Origin of the sequence: Burkholderia cenocepacia (genome assembly GCF_900446215.1) — a bacterium.
GTDB lineage: Bacteria > Pseudomonadota > Gammaproteobacteria > Burkholderiales > Burkholderiaceae > Burkholderia > Burkholderia cenocepacia.
Genome location: NZ_UAQZ01000012.1, coordinates 746467 through 761094, shown reverse-complemented (window position 1 = coordinate 761094; position 14628 = coordinate 746467). Strand labels below are relative to the sequence as shown.

15 protein-coding genes and 1 tRNA gene are annotated in these 14628 nt (G+C 66.0%); 10 read left to right on the top strand and 6 right to left on the bottom strand.

Annotation, left to right across the window (positions count from 1 at the left end; translation table 11 throughout):
- Window positions 1-36 precede the first annotated feature (36 nt).
- The 6 genes from DTA15_RS21015 to DTA15_RS20990 all read left to right on the top strand — a co-directional run bounded on the left by DTA15_RS21015 (window position 37) and on the right by DTA15_RS20990 (window position 4934).
- Entirely contained in the window at window positions 37-1050 is a 1014-nt protein-coding gene (locus DTA15_RS21015) for a class 1 fructose-bisphosphatase (protein WP_006485729.1), read from the top strand.
- Between the two features lie 206 nt (window positions 1051-1256).
- Window positions 1257-1332, top strand: a tRNA-Thr gene (locus DTA15_RS21010).
- 169 nt (window positions 1333-1501) lie between these two features.
- On the top strand, window positions 1502-2311 hold the full coding sequence (locus tag DTA15_RS21005) for a helix-turn-helix transcriptional regulator (protein WP_006485728.1): 810 nt from the start codon (window positions 1502-1504) through the stop codon (window positions 2309-2311).
- Between the two features lie 153 nt (window positions 2312-2464).
- Window positions 2465-4207, top strand: a complete 1743-nt coding sequence (locus tag DTA15_RS21000; RefSeq protein ID WP_006485723.1) for an FAD-dependent oxidoreductase — start codon at window positions 2465-2467, stop codon at window positions 4205-4207.
- Window positions 4204-4416, top strand: a complete 213-nt coding sequence (locus DTA15_RS20995) for a hypothetical protein (protein ID WP_006485726.1) — start codon at window positions 4204-4206, stop codon at window positions 4414-4416. The genes DTA15_RS21000 and DTA15_RS20995 overlap by 4 nt, the downstream gene beginning before the upstream one ends.
- A gap of 263 nt (window positions 4417-4679) precedes the next feature.
- Window positions 4680-4934, top strand: coding sequence for a GlsB/YeaQ/YmgE family stress response membrane protein (locus DTA15_RS20990; RefSeq protein WP_006476609.1), 255 nt, complete (start codon window positions 4680-4682; stop codon window positions 4932-4934).
- Window positions 4935-5014: 80 nt separating this feature from the next.
- Here the strand turns inward: DTA15_RS20990 and DTA15_RS20985 are convergent, their stop codons facing one another.
- From DTA15_RS20985 to DTA15_RS20970, 4 genes are all read right to left on the bottom strand, one after another.
- A complete protein-coding gene (locus DTA15_RS20985) occupies window positions 5015-5500 on the bottom strand; it encodes a TlpA family protein disulfide reductase (RefSeq protein ID WP_006485730.1) in 486 nt (161 codons plus the stop codon).
- Window positions 5497-6765: a sialidase family protein gene (locus tag DTA15_RS20980; RefSeq protein ID WP_012492882.1), complete on the bottom strand. Its 1269-nt coding sequence runs from the start codon at window positions 6763-6765 to the stop codon at window positions 5497-5499. Before DTA15_RS20980 ends, DTA15_RS20985 begins: the two co-directional genes overlap by 4 nt.
- Window positions 6753-9116, bottom strand: a complete 2364-nt coding sequence (locus tag DTA15_RS20975; protein ID WP_006494161.1) for a TonB-dependent receptor — start codon at window positions 9114-9116, stop codon at window positions 6753-6755. The genes DTA15_RS20980 and DTA15_RS20975 overlap by 13 nt, the downstream gene beginning before the upstream one ends.
- A 128-nt stretch (window positions 9117-9244) precedes the next feature.
- The gene (locus DTA15_RS20970; protein ID WP_006486673.1) at window positions 9245-9634 is read right to left on the bottom strand and encodes a DUF2946 domain-containing protein; all 390 of its coding nucleotides are present in this window, start codon (window positions 9632-9634) and stop codon (window positions 9245-9247) included.
- Between the two features lie 198 nt (window positions 9635-9832).
- Between DTA15_RS20970 and DTA15_RS38640 the strand changes: the two genes are divergently transcribed.
- Together DTA15_RS38640 and DTA15_RS20965 are read left to right on the top strand one after the other, a co-directional pair.
- Window positions 9833-9979: a hypothetical protein gene (locus DTA15_RS38640; protein ID WP_009690993.1), complete on the top strand. Its 147-nt coding sequence runs from the start codon at window positions 9833-9835 to the stop codon at window positions 9977-9979.
- Between the two features lie 223 nt (window positions 9980-10202).
- The gene (locus DTA15_RS20965; RefSeq protein ID WP_006486628.1) at window positions 10203-10796 is read left to right on the top strand and encodes a chorismate mutase; all 594 of its coding nucleotides are present in this window, start codon (window positions 10203-10205) and stop codon (window positions 10794-10796) included.
- 13 nt (window positions 10797-10809) lie between these two features.
- On the opposite strand, the gene DTA15_RS20960 is transcribed toward DTA15_RS20965, so the two are convergent.
- Window positions 10810-11937, bottom strand: a complete 1128-nt coding sequence (locus DTA15_RS20960; RefSeq protein WP_006486657.1) for an exonuclease domain-containing protein — start codon at window positions 11935-11937, stop codon at window positions 10810-10812.
- Window positions 11938-12078: 141 nt separating this feature from the next.
- Entirely contained in the window at window positions 12079-12282 is a 204-nt protein-coding gene (locus DTA15_RS20955; RefSeq protein WP_006476615.1) for a cold-shock protein, read from the bottom strand.
- 393 nt (window positions 12283-12675) lie between these two features.
- On the opposite strand from DTA15_RS20955, the gene DTA15_RS20950 reads away from it, so the two are divergent.
- Together DTA15_RS20950 and DTA15_RS20945 are read left to right on the top strand one after the other, a co-directional pair.
- Entirely contained in the window at window positions 12676-12942 is a 267-nt protein-coding gene (locus DTA15_RS20950; protein WP_006486644.1) for a hypothetical protein, read from the top strand.
- Between the two features lie 502 nt (window positions 12943-13444).
- A complete protein-coding gene (locus DTA15_RS20945; RefSeq protein WP_006486676.1) occupies window positions 13445-14596 on the top strand; it encodes a porin in 1152 nt (383 codons plus the stop codon).
- Window positions 14597-14628: the final 32 nt, after the last annotated feature.

Below are 14628 nucleotides of genomic sequence, written 5' to 3'. Positions count from 1 at the left end.
GCCATTCAAGGATTCTTTGGCCTTTCGGAGTCTGTCATGTCCATTGCCCGCCGCACCACGCTGTCGAAGTTCCTGATCGAACAGCAACGTGAGACCAACAACCTCCCCGCCGACCTGCGCCTGCTGATCGAAGTCGTCGCCCGCGCGTGCAAGGCGATCAGCTACAACGTGTCGAAGGGCGCGCTCGGCGAAGCGCTCGGCACCGCCGGCAGCGAGAACGTCCAGGGCGAAGTGCAGAAGAAGCTCGACATCCTGTCGAACGAGATCCTGCTCGACGCGAACGAATGGGGCGGCAACCTCGCCGCGATGGCGTCGGAAGAAATGGAAACGTTCTTCCCGATCCCGGCGAACTACCCGCGCGGCGAATACCTGCTCGTGTTCGATCCGCTCGACGGCTCGTCGAACATCGACGTGAACGTGTCGATCGGCACGATCTTCTCGGTGCTGCGCTGCCCGGACGGCAAGCAGGCGACCGAGGAATCGTTCCTGCAACCCGGCACGCAGCAGGTCGCGGCCGGCTACGCCGTCTACGGCCCGCAGACGGTGTTCGTGCTGACGACCGGCAACGGCGTGAACTGCTTCACGCTCGACCGCGAAGTCGGCTCGTGGGTGCTCACGCAGAGCAACATGCAGATCCCGGCCGACACGCGCGAATACGCGATCAACGCATCGAACGCGCGCCACTGGTACGACCCGGTCAAGCGCTACGTCGACGAGCTGAACGCCGGCAAGGACGGCCCGCGCGGCGACAACTTCAACATGCGCTGGATCGCGTCGATGGTGGCCGACGTGCACCGGATCCTGAATCGCGGCGGCATCTTCATGTACCCGGCCGACAAGCGCACGCCCGATCGTCCGGGCAAGCTGCGCCTGATGTACGAAGCGAACCCGATGTCGTTCATCGTCGAACAGGCAGGCGGCGCCGCGACGACCGGCACGCAGCGCATCATGGAAGTTCAGCCGACCGGCCTGCACCAGCGCGTGCCCGTGTTCCTCGGTTCGAAGAACGAAGTCGAGCGCGTGACCGGCTATCACGACGAAGCAAAATAATTGCACTGCAGCACTGGACGAGGGTGCGAGACATCAGTACAATCGCGCCTTCGCGATGTGGCCCTAACGGGTTGCATCGCAGTGAAGTGAAAGCGGAAAGTCCGCCGGATCGAGGGTTTCGCGAAGCAGCCGCAGCAAGCTGAAAAAAATTCGCAAAACCTATTGCCAAGATCGCGGATTTCACCATATAATTTCATTTCTCTGCTGCCGGTGTAGCTCAGTTGGTAGAGCAGCGCATTCGTAATGCGAAGGTCGTAGGTTCGACTCCTATCTCCGGCACCAAGACATAAAGGTCTGACAAGCATCGCTTGTCAGACCTTTTCTATTTTCCGGCGCCGAAATCGTGCGCCCGTCCGCTTTCCGACTCACCCTCGTTTGCGGGCATCTCCCGACTCCCGCGCCGCGTCCCGCCGATTACAATCGCCGGACCATTCCGCCCTCTCCCCGCACCATGCGCACCTGGCGTCTCGAGCGACCGACTTTCTCCGCGCAACTGGACGTGTCCCGCGCGACGCGCCTCGTCGCCGCGATCGGCGGCAACGAACCCGACGCGTTCGCCGGCGAAATCCTGAGGCTGTTCGACGATGCACTGTCGATCACGCAGTGCACGATCTTCGCGTACGAGTTCGGCAACCGCCCGCGCACGCTGTCCGTCGCCGATCATCGCGGCGGCCGCTATCTGCGCGACGTCGCCGACACGTACGCGCGACACTTCTACGCACTCGACGGCAACCAGCCGATCGTCTCGGCCGCCCGGCGCGGCACGCACCGGCACGGCGTGCTGCTGCACCAGCAGGCCGGCGACGAAATCGATCACGAAGCGTATCGCGCGGCGTGCTATCGCGGCCCCGACGTATCCGACCGGCTCGCGTTGCTGATGCAGCCCGACGATGCAACCTGGCTGTCGATCAACCTGTATCGCGCGCATCGCAGCGGCGCATTCCAGCCGCGCGAGATCGCGACGATCGAGGCGCTCGCGCCGCTGATCGCGCAGGCCGCCAAGCATCACTACGCGCTGGCCGGCGCGGCGCAGATCGGCATCCCGCAACGCATGCTCGCGCGACTGCGTCATGCGTGCCCGGCATTGTCGAAGCGCGAACTCGACGTGTTGCGCGGCGTGCTCGAAGGCCAGACCGCGCATGACATCGGCGAGACGATGGGCGTAAAGGCGTCGAGCGTCGTGACCTATCAGAAACGCGCGTATCGGCGCCTCGGCATTTCGAGCCAGCGAGAACTGTTCGCGCTGTGCATGCAGCCCTGAAACGCGTCGGCTCGCACCGGGCGTAGCGCGACCGCCGCCGTACCCGAAATGGGGACAACGGCGGCACGACCGGCTTCCATACTGGATCGACCAGCTGCCCACATCGCTTCACCGATGCGGGCACGTCGAACCGGACCACCCTGGAAGCCAACGATGGATATCGACTTCAAGCCCTACCCGTTCGTCGCCGAGCGCCATCCCGCGCATCTGCCGGAGCGTGACGGCGGCATCGACACGCGCCGGCATCGCGTCGCGATCGTCGGCGGCGGCCCCGTGGGCCTCGCCGTCGCGCTCGGCCTCGCGAATCACGGCATCCGCAGCGTGCTGATCGAAGCCGACGATTCGGTCTGCCACGGCAGCCGCGCCATCTGCATCTCGCGCCGCAGCCTCGAGATCGTCGAGCGGCTCGGCGCGCTCGACGATTTCCTGCGCACGGGGCTGCCATGGACCGGCGGCCGCAGTTTCTACCGGCGCGACGAAGTGCTGCATTTCACGATGCCGCAGGACGCGAACCAGAAGCTGCCGCCGATGGTGAATCTCGCGCAATATCACATCGAACAATTCCTGCTCGATGCCGCGCTGCGCCAGCCCGACCTGATCGAGATCCGCTGGCAGACGAAGGTGACCGGCGTGACGCGGCTGCCGGACGGTGTGCGCATCGACGTCGACACGCCGCTCGGCGGCTACGCATTCGATGCCGACTGGGTCGTTGCGTGCGACGGCGGCCGCAGCACGATGCGCGACGCGCTCGGCCTGTCGCTGCGCGGCACGACCTACGAGGGCCGCTACGTGATCGTCGACATCGCGCTCGACAGCGACCGGCCGACCGAACGCCTGGCCTACTTCGATCCGTCGTCGAATCCGGGCTCCACCGTGCTCGTCCACAAGCAGCCCGACAACGTATGGCGGATCGACTACCAGTTGTGTGACGACGAGGATCCCGCAGCGGCCGTGAAGCCGGAGAACGTGATCCCGCGCGTGCAGGACCTGCTCGACATGATGGGCGAGCGCGGCGCGTGGTCGCCCATCTGGATTACGATCTACAAGGCGAACGCGCTGACGCTCGAACGCTACCGGCACGACCGCGTGCTGTTCTGCGGCGATGCCGCGCATCTCGTGCCGATCTTCGGCGTACGCGGCGCGAATTCGGGCATCGACGATGCCGACAATGTCGCGTGGAAGCTCGCGTACGTGATCCGCGGCATCGCGTCGGACGCGCTGCTCGACAGCTACTCGGACGAGCGCGTGTTCGCGGCGCACGAGAACCTGCGCTACGGCACGAAGAGCACCGAGTTCATGGCGCCGCCGTCGTTTGCGTTCGCGCTGATGCGCAAGGCCGTGCTGACGCTCGCGGTCCGGCATCCGGCACTGCGTTCGCTGATCAACCCGCGCCAGACATCGGCCATCGCGTATGCCAGGTCGCCGCTCAACACGGCCGAACGCGACACCTTCGCGGCCGGCCCGGCGCCCGGCACGGTGCTCCCCGAGTGTCCGTTGACGCTGTACGGGGCGCATGGCGACGATACGCACCGCGGCCACCTGACCGATCTCGTCGCGCCGCGCTTCACCGCGTTCTGCTTCACGGCGGACAGCGTGCCCGATCCATCGCTCGCCGCGCTCGAGCCACGCCTGCAGGCAGCGCACATACCGTTCGCGCTCGTCACGCTCGCCCGGCATGCGGCGACCGTGCGGCATCCAGCCTGCCGCGGCCACGACGACGACGGGCGGCTGTTCGACATGTACGGCGCACGCGACGGCACCGTCTATCTCGTGCGTCCGGACGGGCACGTGCTCGGCCGCTGGCACGATGCGCGGGCCGACGACGTGAGCGCCGCACTCGATCGCGCGCTCCATCCGCACGCCTCGATCGAAACCGATCTTCAGGAGACCGCATGATGACGGACACCGAACGCGACACGCTCTACACCGCTCTGTGCCACACGATGACCCGGATCGGTGAAGCCGATGCGTCGCTCTTCCTCGCCCGTTTGGCGCTGCTGTCGATCGAGGCGATCGACGATGCCGCGACCGTCGCGCGGCTGATCGCCGACGCAGCCGATGGACTGCCGGAGGCCACCCTGTCCACGACGACGCACGAGAGATAACGCGTTCGACCGATCAGCCGCAGCGGCGACCCGATTCTTACAAATTCATTTCGCCATGCGTCGCATGCGCACGAATCGTGCCGTACGCAGACAAATCACCTGGAAAATCTGCTTAAGGGTGCATAACATTACTTAACGATTCTGACCCGTCTATCGCGTTACATTGCGTGGGCGGCGCGGCGGTCGCAGCCGCTTTCAACCAGCTTGCGGCGCGCGGCGGCCGGTACGCGGTCATTTCGACTCAACCCAAGGAGAGGACCACCATGACTCATGGCTTGATTATGTGGCTCATCATCGGCGCGATCGCCGGCTGGCTTGCCGGCTTGCTCGTGAAGGGCGGCGGCTTCGGGCTGATCGTCGACATCATCGTCGGGATTGTCGGCGCGGTGATCGGCGGCTGGCTTGCCGGGTTGCTCGGCATCAGCATCGGCAGCGGCTTCATCGGTTCGGTGATCGTCGCGGTCATCGGCGCGGTGATCCTGCTGTTCGTGATCCGGCTATTCAGGCGAGCGGCCTGACGTTTCTCTCCACGCGCCTTCGGGCGCGTTTTCGCATCGGGCCGGCGCGCGGCCGGTTCGCCGCGCGCCGGCCCGATGCGTCACCGCTTCGCGTGCTGCAGCCAGCCGTCGAGCACGTCGGCCGTCAGCAAGCCGCTGCGCGCGTCACGCACGCCCTCGCACCCGATCCACACGGTGCGCGGCATCTCCCCTCGCCATCCCGCATCGAGCGCCGTTCGCAGCCGCTCGGGCATCGGCTCCGCGTTCGCATACTGCGCGACCTGCGGCGGCAGATTCATCTGCGCCAGCGCCTGCGCGATCGCCGCACCGTTGTCGTCGTACGCATCCATCGCGACCATCGCGAGCTGCACGCCCGGATGACGGCGCTGCCACGCGACCAGATGCGCGGCGTTCTCGCGACAGTATCCGCAATCGAGCGACCAGATCTCGACCGCCAGCGGCCGCTCGCGCGCCGCCGCGTACAGGCGCGCGACGTCCGCCGCGCGCAACGGCTGCAATGCACCGCCGCCCGCCCATGCGGGCAGGCTCGCGAGCACGATGCCGAGCCATGCCATCAGCCGCTTCATTGCACTCCCTCCACGGCGATCAGCCGATAGCCGTCGTTGCGCGTGCGCCACGACAGGTAGATGCGGCCCGCATCGTCGAGCAATTGCGGGTTGTCGCTCGCGCCCGCCGTCGACGCGATCACGCGCGGCGCCGACCAGTGCTCGCCGCGGTCATCCGACCGACGCAGCTTGATCTGCATCGTGTCGCCGTCGAACGCCTTCCAAGCGAGCCACACGACGTCGCCGTGCGCGACGAGCGCCGCATGCGACGCCTGCTCGCCGGGCACCGCGGGATTCGCGCCGAATGCCCACGGTGTACCGCGCGGCTGGCCATCGGCGCCGATGCGCGAATAGAACACGTCGGCGCGACCGTCGACGACGCCGAACCACGCCACATGTCGCGTGCCGTCCGGCGTGATCGCGAGCGCCGGCCCGTGTTCGGGGCACGCCTCGACGTGCCAGTTCGAGAACGTCGCGCGTATGGGCAGGACCGGCTCGGACGCCGATACGGGCAGCACCGCGAGCGCGTGATCGCGGATCTGCCCCGGAAACACGTTGCGCCACACGGCCTCGATGCGCCCGGCCGGATCGATCGCCATCGCGATCCGGCAGCATTCGCAGGTGTGGTCGGTCACCTTGCGCTCGGGGTCGAACGACGCGCCGCCGTCGCGTGACACCGCGTAGTAGACGGCCGCGCCTTCGTACGTCTGCCCGGCCGCCTTCGCCGCGACGAGATCACGCTTGTCGATCCATGCGATCGCGATGTTGCCGGCGGGATCGACGGCCATCATGTCGAAGCGGTGCGTGATCGCCTGCCGGTCGCGATGCACGGTCACGGGCACGCTCCACGTCGCGCCGCCGTCGAGCGAGCGCGAGAAGCGCACCATGCCGGTGTACGGCGCATCGAGCGGCATCGACCACGACACGTACACCGCGCGCCCGTCCGGGCTCGTCGCGAGCTTCGGGCGATTCTCGGCGCTCGTGTAGATCGGCTCGGGCATCGCATTGACGGTGACGGGCGCGGACAGCGTGCGCCCGGCGTCGTCGGAATGCGCGACGACGACATGCGCGCCTTCGACCCATGCGACCCACAGCCGATGACGCGTATCGAACGCGGCGCCCGTCGCGAGCGGCTGCTTCTGCTGCGCGGGCGTCGCCTGCATGCTCGTGTGCGCGGCGTGCGGATCGGCGGCTTTCGCCACGCTGGACGCATCATGCGCGCCGGCGGTCGAGAGCGCCGCGAGCCACAGCGCGCAGCCCGCCGCGAACGATCTCACAGCGACCATTTCAGTTCTCCATAGAAAGTGCGGCCCGGATACGGGTGGAACGTGTAGTAGCGGCGGTCCGTCAGGTTGTCGATGCCGGCCGACGCGGTCCAGTGACGATCGAAGCGGTAGCGTGCCTTCAGATCGACGACCGTGAACGAGCTCGTGCCGCCGTAGACGTCCGGATTCACGTCGCTGTTGTCGAGCGTGTTGTACTGGCGGCCCGAGTAGCGCACGCCGACGCTCGCGAGCCAGTGCTCGTCGAAGCGATACGACGCGAGCAGGTTCGCGCGCATGCGCGGAATGCGGGGGAAACGCGACCCGACGTAGGCCGGGTTCGCGGCGTCGGCAAGGATCTGCGCGTTGCTCGCCGACACGTTCGCGTCGAGGTTGAGCCCGCGCAGCCCGACGTTCTCGCCGCTGAACGCGAGCTCGACGCCACGCACGCGCACGCGGTCGACGTTCGAGATGTTGGTGACGGTCGTCGCGCCCGACGCCGTCGTCTGGCTGTAGATCGAATCGCGCAGGTCGCTCTGGAACACGCTGGCGCGCACGACGCCGACGCCCACGTCGCGTTCGGCCGTGAAATCCCAGTCGATCGCCTTTTCGGGCCGCAGGTTCGGGTTGTTGTTGACGATCGCGTTGTTCGAAATCGTGCCCTGGAACAGCTCGCCGACCGTCGGAAACCGCGTGCCGGTCGCGAACGACAGCCGGAAGCGCCAGACCTCCGTCGCGTCCCACTGCAACGCGACTTTCGGCGACAGCGCATTCGCGCTCCGGTCCGCATAGCCGAGCGTGCCTTTCGCATTGCCGAGCGCGCCGCCGTACGCATCCCAGCGCTCGTAGCGCAGCCCGAGCGTCGCGAGCCAGCCCGGCGCGAAGCGCCACGCGTCCTGCCCGAACAGCGCCTGCGTGCGCGTGTCGCCACGATAGACGCTCGCGAGCGACGTGGTCGGCCCGGCCAGCCAGTCGGCGGTGTTATACGTGACGTTGCGCAGGAAGTAGTTGTCGTAGTGATAGCCGAACGTGAACGTATGGCCTTTCACTTCCGGCGCCTCGGCCTTCAGGTCGAGCGTGCGCCAGCCGGTGCCGTCGCCCTGGAACAGCGTGCCTGCCCCACCCTGCACGGTCGAGGCCGCGCGCAGCACGTCGCGCGACACGTCGTACGCGGATACCACGCCCGACAACCGCCAGCCGGAATCGAGCCGGCCGTTCAGCCCGAGCGCGTACAGCCAGTTCTCCTGGTCGCCGCGCTGCGGCGCGAACGCGTTCGGCGCGACGGTCATGTTCTGCCCGCCGATCGACACGTTGCCGCCGTAGACCGGATTGCCCGTCGCATCGCGCAGGAAGGTCTCGCCGTGCTGCCGGTAATGGTTCTCCCAATGCCCGAGCGTCAGCGTCGCATCGACGTGATCGGTGAACGCATAGCCCATCCGGACCGTCTCGTTGAGCTGCTCGGTCCGCTCGATCGTCTGCGCGCCGACGATGGTCCGCGGCTTGCCGTTGGGGCCGATGTCGGTCGCGGCGCCCGTCACGGGCACGGCGGCGCCCAGCCTCGGGTTGTAGGCCGAAGCGGGGCTCGCATACTGCATCGGCTGGCCGTTGTTCTCCAGCCGGTCGAGCGACAGCGCGAACCAGAACCGGCCGACGCGGTTCGCGATCCGCGCGGTCTGATGATTGCCGCCGAGGCTATCGGCAAAGCCGTAGCCGTCGTGGTAGCGCTGCGTGAAAAACTGCGTCGACAGCGACGCCTCGAGCTGTTCCGGGCGGCGCGTGGTGAGCAGCACGGTCGAGCCGATCGAATTGCCCGGATACAGCGCGGAAAAGGGGCCATAGAGCACGTCGACGCGCGCGATGTCGTCGGGCGGAATCAGCGACCAGCGCGGCGGGTACGCGTAGCTCGACCCGAGCAGGTTCGACAGCAGCACGCCGTCGGCATAGACGAGCCCGCGCGCGCTCTGCAGTTCGTTGAAGTCGCGGCCCGCGAAGATGCTGTTGCGGTCACCGATGTAGCGCTTGCGGACCATCAGGTTCGGCGCGTACTTCAGCGCGTCCTCGGTGGTGACGTTGGTGTGCGCATCGATCTGCTCGCGGGTGATCGACGTGACGACGGCCGGCGTATCCGGGTCGACCGGTTGCCGCTGCGCGGTCACGCTGACGGCGCTCAGCGTGTCGCCGGCCGGTGTGGCCGATGCCGCGACACCGGCGGAAGCCGGCGTGGCGATGGCGGAACGATCGGCGCCGCCGCCGCGGGCGGCCTCGGCGCGTGCATCGTCGGTCGAAGCCGCGTGAGCGGCCGGCCATGCGAAAGCGGTCGCGCATGCGAGCGCGAGCCGGCCGCGCGACGGCCGCGCGGCAAAGGTAGACGACATGAGTGAATTCCTGAAAACGTGATCGGACGCCGCCGGACACGGGTGCGCGAGCCGCGCACGAACGACGCGACGCGCGGACCGGGGCCACGGGCGGCTCGCGCGCCACCAGGGCGCGCGGACGACATCAATCAGATCGGGAGGTTTTCAGGCGGGGCGCGCGGCTGCGCGAGACGGATGCCCTTGCGGGGTACATCGGGAACGACCGGCGCGGCCACCCGATACGCGAACGTCCGCACGAAGCCCGGCATCGCGGGCAGGCTCGTGCCCAGCGCGACGTTCGCCGCGAAGCCGGGGCAGTACACGCAGTGCGGGACGCCGGCATGGTCGAACGACGACGTGTCGCGGTCGTCGCCCGCTTGTGCGAGCACGACCTGACGGGCGCCCGCTGCACTGCACAACTCGAGCGTGAGCGCGCCGGAGCCGCTCGACGCGAGACGCGCGTAGCCGACGACGGGCGACAGTACGTTCAGTACCAGCGCCAGCCATACGAGGCCGATCCATCGCGTCGTTCGTCTCATCGCGGTCCAGGAAAAAGTGCGCGCAAGTATAACAAGCGGCCCGATTGTTGCCGATCGTGCAGCGTGCAATACCGGGCATCGCACCGCGCGCCGGAGCGCATGTGCCGTTAATACAACAGAGACAAAATCTAACGATTCGCCGCTGGCATAAATCCGAGCGCGAGGTTGATAATCATTGAACCTGCTGGAGAAACGATCATGGACGAAAGACCCACTCGCATGCCACCGCCCGAGCAAGTGATGAGCCCGGATCCGGAACCCGTCGGCGTGGAATTCCTCGCCGAGCTGCCCGAGCACGTTCGGGCATTCTTCGACGAGCAGCACAAGCTGTACTCGCCGAAGTGAACGTCAGTTCGGTTCTGTAACCGCCACGTGTCGATCATCGCTATCGTGCGGTTCATCCGTGCGCTTCGCGCGCAATTCGCCTCGCACACGGGCCGCAACAGCCTGACGGTGCCGGATCAGCTCGCCTGCTGATTCTCCTGTCGCGACGCTACGCCGCGCGACTGTCTTCGTCTATCCTTCTGGTTTTCCACGTCCGGCCCGCCCGGGTCTCCCGATCGTTCCGATGAAGCAAGCCATTCGTGCCAGCCTCGCTGTCGCCGCGCTCGGCGTCGCCCTCCTTTCGTCTCCGCATCCCGCCCGGGCAGACGGCGACGACACCGCCCTCACCAACATCGTGGCGCTCGCGTCGCAGCGCCTCGCGCTCGCCGAACCGGTCGCGCGCTGGAAATGGGCGAATCACAAGGCCATCGAGGACCGGCCGCGCGAAGCGGCCCTGCTCACGGCGGTCGAACAGCGCGCCGTTCAGGCCGGCATCGATCCCGCGTTCGCCCGTACGTTCTTCGAGGACCAGATCACGGCGAGCAAGGACGTGCAGAATGCACTGTTCGCGACCTGGCGCACGACGCGGCCGCCGGAAGGCACACCGCCCGATCTCGCGACCAGCACGCGGCCGGCGCTCGATCGGCTGACGCAGAAAATGCTGACCGGTCTCGCGCAGGTCGCCCCGCTACGCGCGGCGCCCGATTGCCAGGCGCGGCTCGCGCGCAGCATCGCGAACTGGAAGACGCTCACCCGCTACGATTCCACGCAGACGCAGGCACTCGATACCGCGCTGTCGCACGTCTGCTCCGCCGGCGGAGCCAGCGCGATCGGCTGACGCGCCGTGGCGCTCAATCCGCCGGCGTGAGCGCCATGAGCGGAATCACCTGCAGGCCGCGCGCGAGATGCGTCTGCAGCAGGCGATGGGTGAAGGGTTCGAACACACTGGCCGCCGCGTCGGCCACGAGCCGCGCGGCCGCATCGAGCGATTCCGCCGAACCGAGATAGCACCAGCCGTCGATCACATGAAACAGGCGGCGCTCGCCGTTCGCCTCGAACGCGACGGCGCCTTCGAACGGCCAGGGCGCGCCACCCGCGCGGGTAGCGTCGGCCGTGGGGCGCCGGTTGTACGACGGGCGCAACCGGGCAATCCATTGCGCTTCGGCGAGCATCGCCCCCAGCTCATTGCCGGTCTCGCGCCATTCGACACGGCGCACCTGCTGCGCCAGCCGCATTTCCTTCGACGACCGGCGTTCGCCGGTCAACAGCGCGCGCAGCCGCTGCCGCACGCGCACGCTGCGGCCGACATACAGCGCTTCGTCACGCTCCCCGAACAACGCATACGCGCCGCACCCTGCCGGCGCGGTATCCAGCCACGCCTCGGTCAGATCGCCGCCCAGACGGAAGTGACGCGTCGTCCGCGCGATCTGGTCGCGCAGCCGCTCGAGCGGCACGATCTCGTGCAACTGGCGCCAGAACTGCCAGAGCAGGTCGGCATCGGCCAGCGCCCGGTGGCGCGCGGCCGGAACGAGCCCATGCCGTTCGATCAGCGCATCGAGCCCGTGCCGCGATTCGCGCGGAAACAGCGCGCGCGACAGCCGCACCGTGCAGAGCACATCGGGATTGAAGGTCAGCCCGGCGCGCTCGAACTCGGCGCGCAGGAAACCGCGGTCGAAGCTCGCGTTGTGCGCGACGAACAGCTTCCCGTCGAGCCGCTCGAACAACGCCGGCGCGAGCGACGCGAACGTCGGCGCGTCGCGCACCATCGCGTCGGAGATGCCCGTCAGTTGCTGGATGAACGGCGGGATCGCCTGCCCCGGATTGACGAGACTCGTCCACGTCGACACGCCGAGCGGTCCGATTTCGACCACGCCGATTTCGGTGATGCGGTGGTCGGCGGACGAGCCGCCGGTGGTTTCGAGGTCGACGAAGACGAGCGGCTGTTCGCTGGCGGGATCGGACGGACGGGAATCGGACATGAAAAGACTGGGAAACGATGCTTCCGTGAGTATGCACCGGCGGGCGTACTCGCGGCCAGCCCGGACCGGTTTGCTCCGTCCCCGGAAAACAAAAAGCCCCCGCGATGCGGGGGCCGGACGTGATCGGCGATGCGTGGCGCGTCAGACCGCCTGGATATTCGCTGCCTGCTTGCCTTTCGGGCCGACCTTGACGTCGAACGAGACACGCTGGTTTTCCTTCAGCGTCTTGAAGCCGTCCATCCGGATTTCGGAAAAGTGCGCAAACAAATCTTCACCGCCATTGTCCGACGTAATAAAGCCAAAACCTTTAGCATCGTTAAACCATTTCACGATACCGGTATCCATGTCTTCGTTCCCCACTCGATAAGATCAAAAAAGCTATTTTTATAGCCGTTACCCGAAATCCCGAAACATTGCGCCAGCACCCGCACCAGCACGCCGCCCGAGGACGGAGTGCTGACTTTATAAATTGGACAATCCGGGTGCGTCAAGAAAATTTTTGGCGACCGTTTTATCGAAAAGACGCTAATAGCACTGGAATCGGTACACCATCGCCTTTGATTAATTGATTCGCATCAAAAACCTGTCAATATTACCGGGACCGGATCGCCAATAATCCGGGGCGTGAAATTCCTACCGGGGACAAATCGATTCGGTAAAATCCTCGGGTTTTTTCCGGGTTGCAGAAATGCGGGGACGTTGCGATCCTGAATCAACACCGAAAGGAAGGAGAGGGTCATGTGGCTGGACGGAATCAAGCGCTTCGCGAGCCGGCTCGGACGCGTACGTCGCAAGTCCCGCGCCTTGGCCGAGTCCGCGCGCGAAGCGCCATGCGACACCGAATTCGATATGACGTGGCACGGCGATCACTGGCAGAACCTGCTCGCATCGCCCCTCGACGCCCGTCACTACGTGATGGAAGACTGGACCTATACGCCGCCGCCGATCGAGGCAGAAGAAGCCGTGCCCGCGGGCAAGCGCAAGCGCCGCTCGTACACGCAGTAGCGCACCGGGCAGCAGGGCAAAAAAAAAGCGCGACTGGGAAGTCGCGCCGACAAAGGTTTGGAGATCTTTTCCGTCAACGAAAAAGTCTGCTTCGGAAAGCAGAGATCGCAGTATAACGAGAGAACTACCTTTCATTATCCATGCTCCACACAAACCTCTATTGCCGATGTGTCAATAATCGCGCTATAGCTGCCGCCGCCCGTTGCTGACCGTCTGTCGCAATCGCGCAACGCCCGTTACGTAGTCCTGAGTTCCATTTCATTTCGCTGCACTGCCGCAAACCCTTGCGGAGCAACCGTTTGCGCGCTTTTTTCGATTTTTGCGGATTCCAAAATACATTGTTTCTTAAAGTGCGAGCCGTCCCCGCTTCGCGCCCTCCGTACACTGCACATGGCTTTCTGATAAGCGCACCGCCGTTCTGCGGGACCGGCTACAGCGTCAAGCAAAACACGGCCAGTCCGCCGCAGGTTCGATCGACATCATCCTGTTTGGAGACAGATCCATGAAAAAAACCCTGATCGTCACCGCGTTGTCGGGTGTATTCGTTACCGCAGCCCATGCTCAAAGCAGCGTTACGCTGTACGGCCTGATCGACGCAGGCATCACCTATACGAACAATCAGGGCGGCCACAGCTCGTGGTCCGAACGCAGCGGCCAGATCAACGGGAGCCGCTGGGGTCTGCGCGGCACGGAAGATCTCGGCGGCGGCCTGAAAGCGATCTTCGTGCTGGAAAACGGCTTCAACATCGCCAACGGCACGCTCGGCCAGAATGGCCGCGAGTTCGGCCGCCAGGCATTCGTCGGCCTGTCACAGGAGCAGTTCGGCGCCATCACACTCGGTCGCCAATACGATAGCGTCGTCGACTATATCGGCCCGCTGTCGCTGACCGGCACGCAATTCGGCGGCACCCAGTTTGCCCACCCGTTCGACAACGACAACCTGAACAATTCGTTCCGGATCAACAACGCCGTCAAATATACGAGCGTCAATTTCGGCGGGCTGAAGTTCGGCGCGTTGTACGGCTTCTCGAACAGCAGCCAGTTCTCGAACAACCGTGCATACAGCGCGGGGGTGTCGTACACCTACGCCGGCTTCAATATCGGCGCCGGCTATCTGCAGTTGAACAACGACATCTCGGGGCTCACGTCGGCCGCGGTCACCAACGGCGCCGGCGCGGTGGCAGGCGACAACACGTTCGTCGGCAAGCGTCAGCGCGTGTTCGGCGGTGGCCTGAACTACACGTTCGGTCCGGCAACGGCCGGCTTCGTCTTCACGCAATCGCGCGTGAACCGGGCGCTCGGCATCTCTGCCGGTGCGTCGGGCGTGTCGACCGGCCTGGGTCTCAACGGCACGTTTGCCCGCTTCAACAACTACGAAGTGAACGCGCGCTACGCGCTCACGCCGGCGTTGTCGCTGGCCGGGTCGTACACGTACACCGCGGGCTTCCTGGACGGCCGTCATCCGGGCTGGAATCAGTTCAACCTGCAGACCGACTATGCGCTGTCCAAGCGGACCGACGTGTATGTGCAAGGCGTGTATCAGCGCGTCAGCACGGACGGCCTGGGCATCGGCGCCTATGTCAATGGCCTCGGTGGCGCTTCGTCGAGCAACAAGCAGATCGCCGTGACCGCCGGCCTGCGTCACCGTTTCTGAGCCACCGGCACCGCACCATACACCGGAACGGA

What these genes read in the sequence shown, in the direction of transcription:
- DTA15_RS20945 (WP_006486676.1), top strand. Translation starts at nt 13,445, where the DNA reads ATGAAAAAAACCCTGATCGTCACCGCGTTGTCGGGTGTATTCGTTACC.
- DTA15_RS20990 (WP_006476609.1), top strand. Translation starts at nt 4,680, where the DNA reads ATGACTCATGGCTTGATTATGTGGCTCATCATCGGCGCGATCGCCGGC.
- DTA15_RS20960 (WP_006486657.1), bottom strand. Translation starts at nt 11,937, where the DNA reads ATGTCCGATTCCCGTCCGTCCGATCCCGCCAGCGAACAGCCGCTCGTC.
- DTA15_RS38640 (WP_009690993.1), top strand. Translation starts at nt 9,833, where the DNA reads ATGGACGAAAGACCCACTCGCATGCCACCGCCCGAGCAAGTGATGAGC.
- DTA15_RS20975 (WP_006494161.1), bottom strand. Translation starts at nt 9,116, where the DNA reads ATGTCGTCTACCTTTGCCGCGCGGCCGTCGCGCGGCCGGCTCGCGCTC.
- DTA15_RS20970 (WP_006486673.1), bottom strand. Translation starts at nt 9,634, where the DNA reads ATGAGACGAACGACGCGATGGATCGGCCTCGTATGGCTGGCGCTGGTA.
- DTA15_RS20980 (WP_012492882.1), bottom strand. Translation starts at nt 6,765, where the DNA reads ATGGTCGCTGTGAGATCGTTCGCGGCGGGCTGCGCGCTGTGGCTCGCG.
- DTA15_RS21005 (WP_006485728.1), top strand. Translation starts at nt 1,502, where the DNA reads ATGCGCACCTGGCGTCTCGAGCGACCGACTTTCTCCGCGCAACTGGAC.
- DTA15_RS20955 (WP_006476615.1), bottom strand. Translation starts at nt 12,282, where the DNA reads ATGGATACCGGTATCGTGAAATGGTTTAACGATGCTAAAGGTTTTGGC.
- DTA15_RS20995 (WP_006485726.1), top strand. Translation starts at nt 4,204, where the DNA reads ATGATGACGGACACCGAACGCGACACGCTCTACACCGCTCTGTGCCAC.
- DTA15_RS20985 (WP_006485730.1), bottom strand. Translation starts at nt 5,500, where the DNA reads ATGAAGCGGCTGATGGCATGGCTCGGCATCGTGCTCGCGAGCCTGCCC.
- DTA15_RS20950 (WP_006486644.1), top strand. Translation starts at nt 12,676, where the DNA reads ATGTGGCTGGACGGAATCAAGCGCTTCGCGAGCCGGCTCGGACGCGTA.
- DTA15_RS21000 (WP_006485723.1), top strand. Translation starts at nt 2,465, where the DNA reads ATGGATATCGACTTCAAGCCCTACCCGTTCGTCGCCGAGCGCCATCCC.
- DTA15_RS20965 (WP_006486628.1), top strand. Translation starts at nt 10,203, where the DNA reads ATGAAGCAAGCCATTCGTGCCAGCCTCGCTGTCGCCGCGCTCGGCGTC.
- DTA15_RS21015 (WP_006485729.1), top strand. Translation starts at nt 37, where the DNA reads ATGTCCATTGCCCGCCGCACCACGCTGTCGAAGTTCCTGATCGAACAG.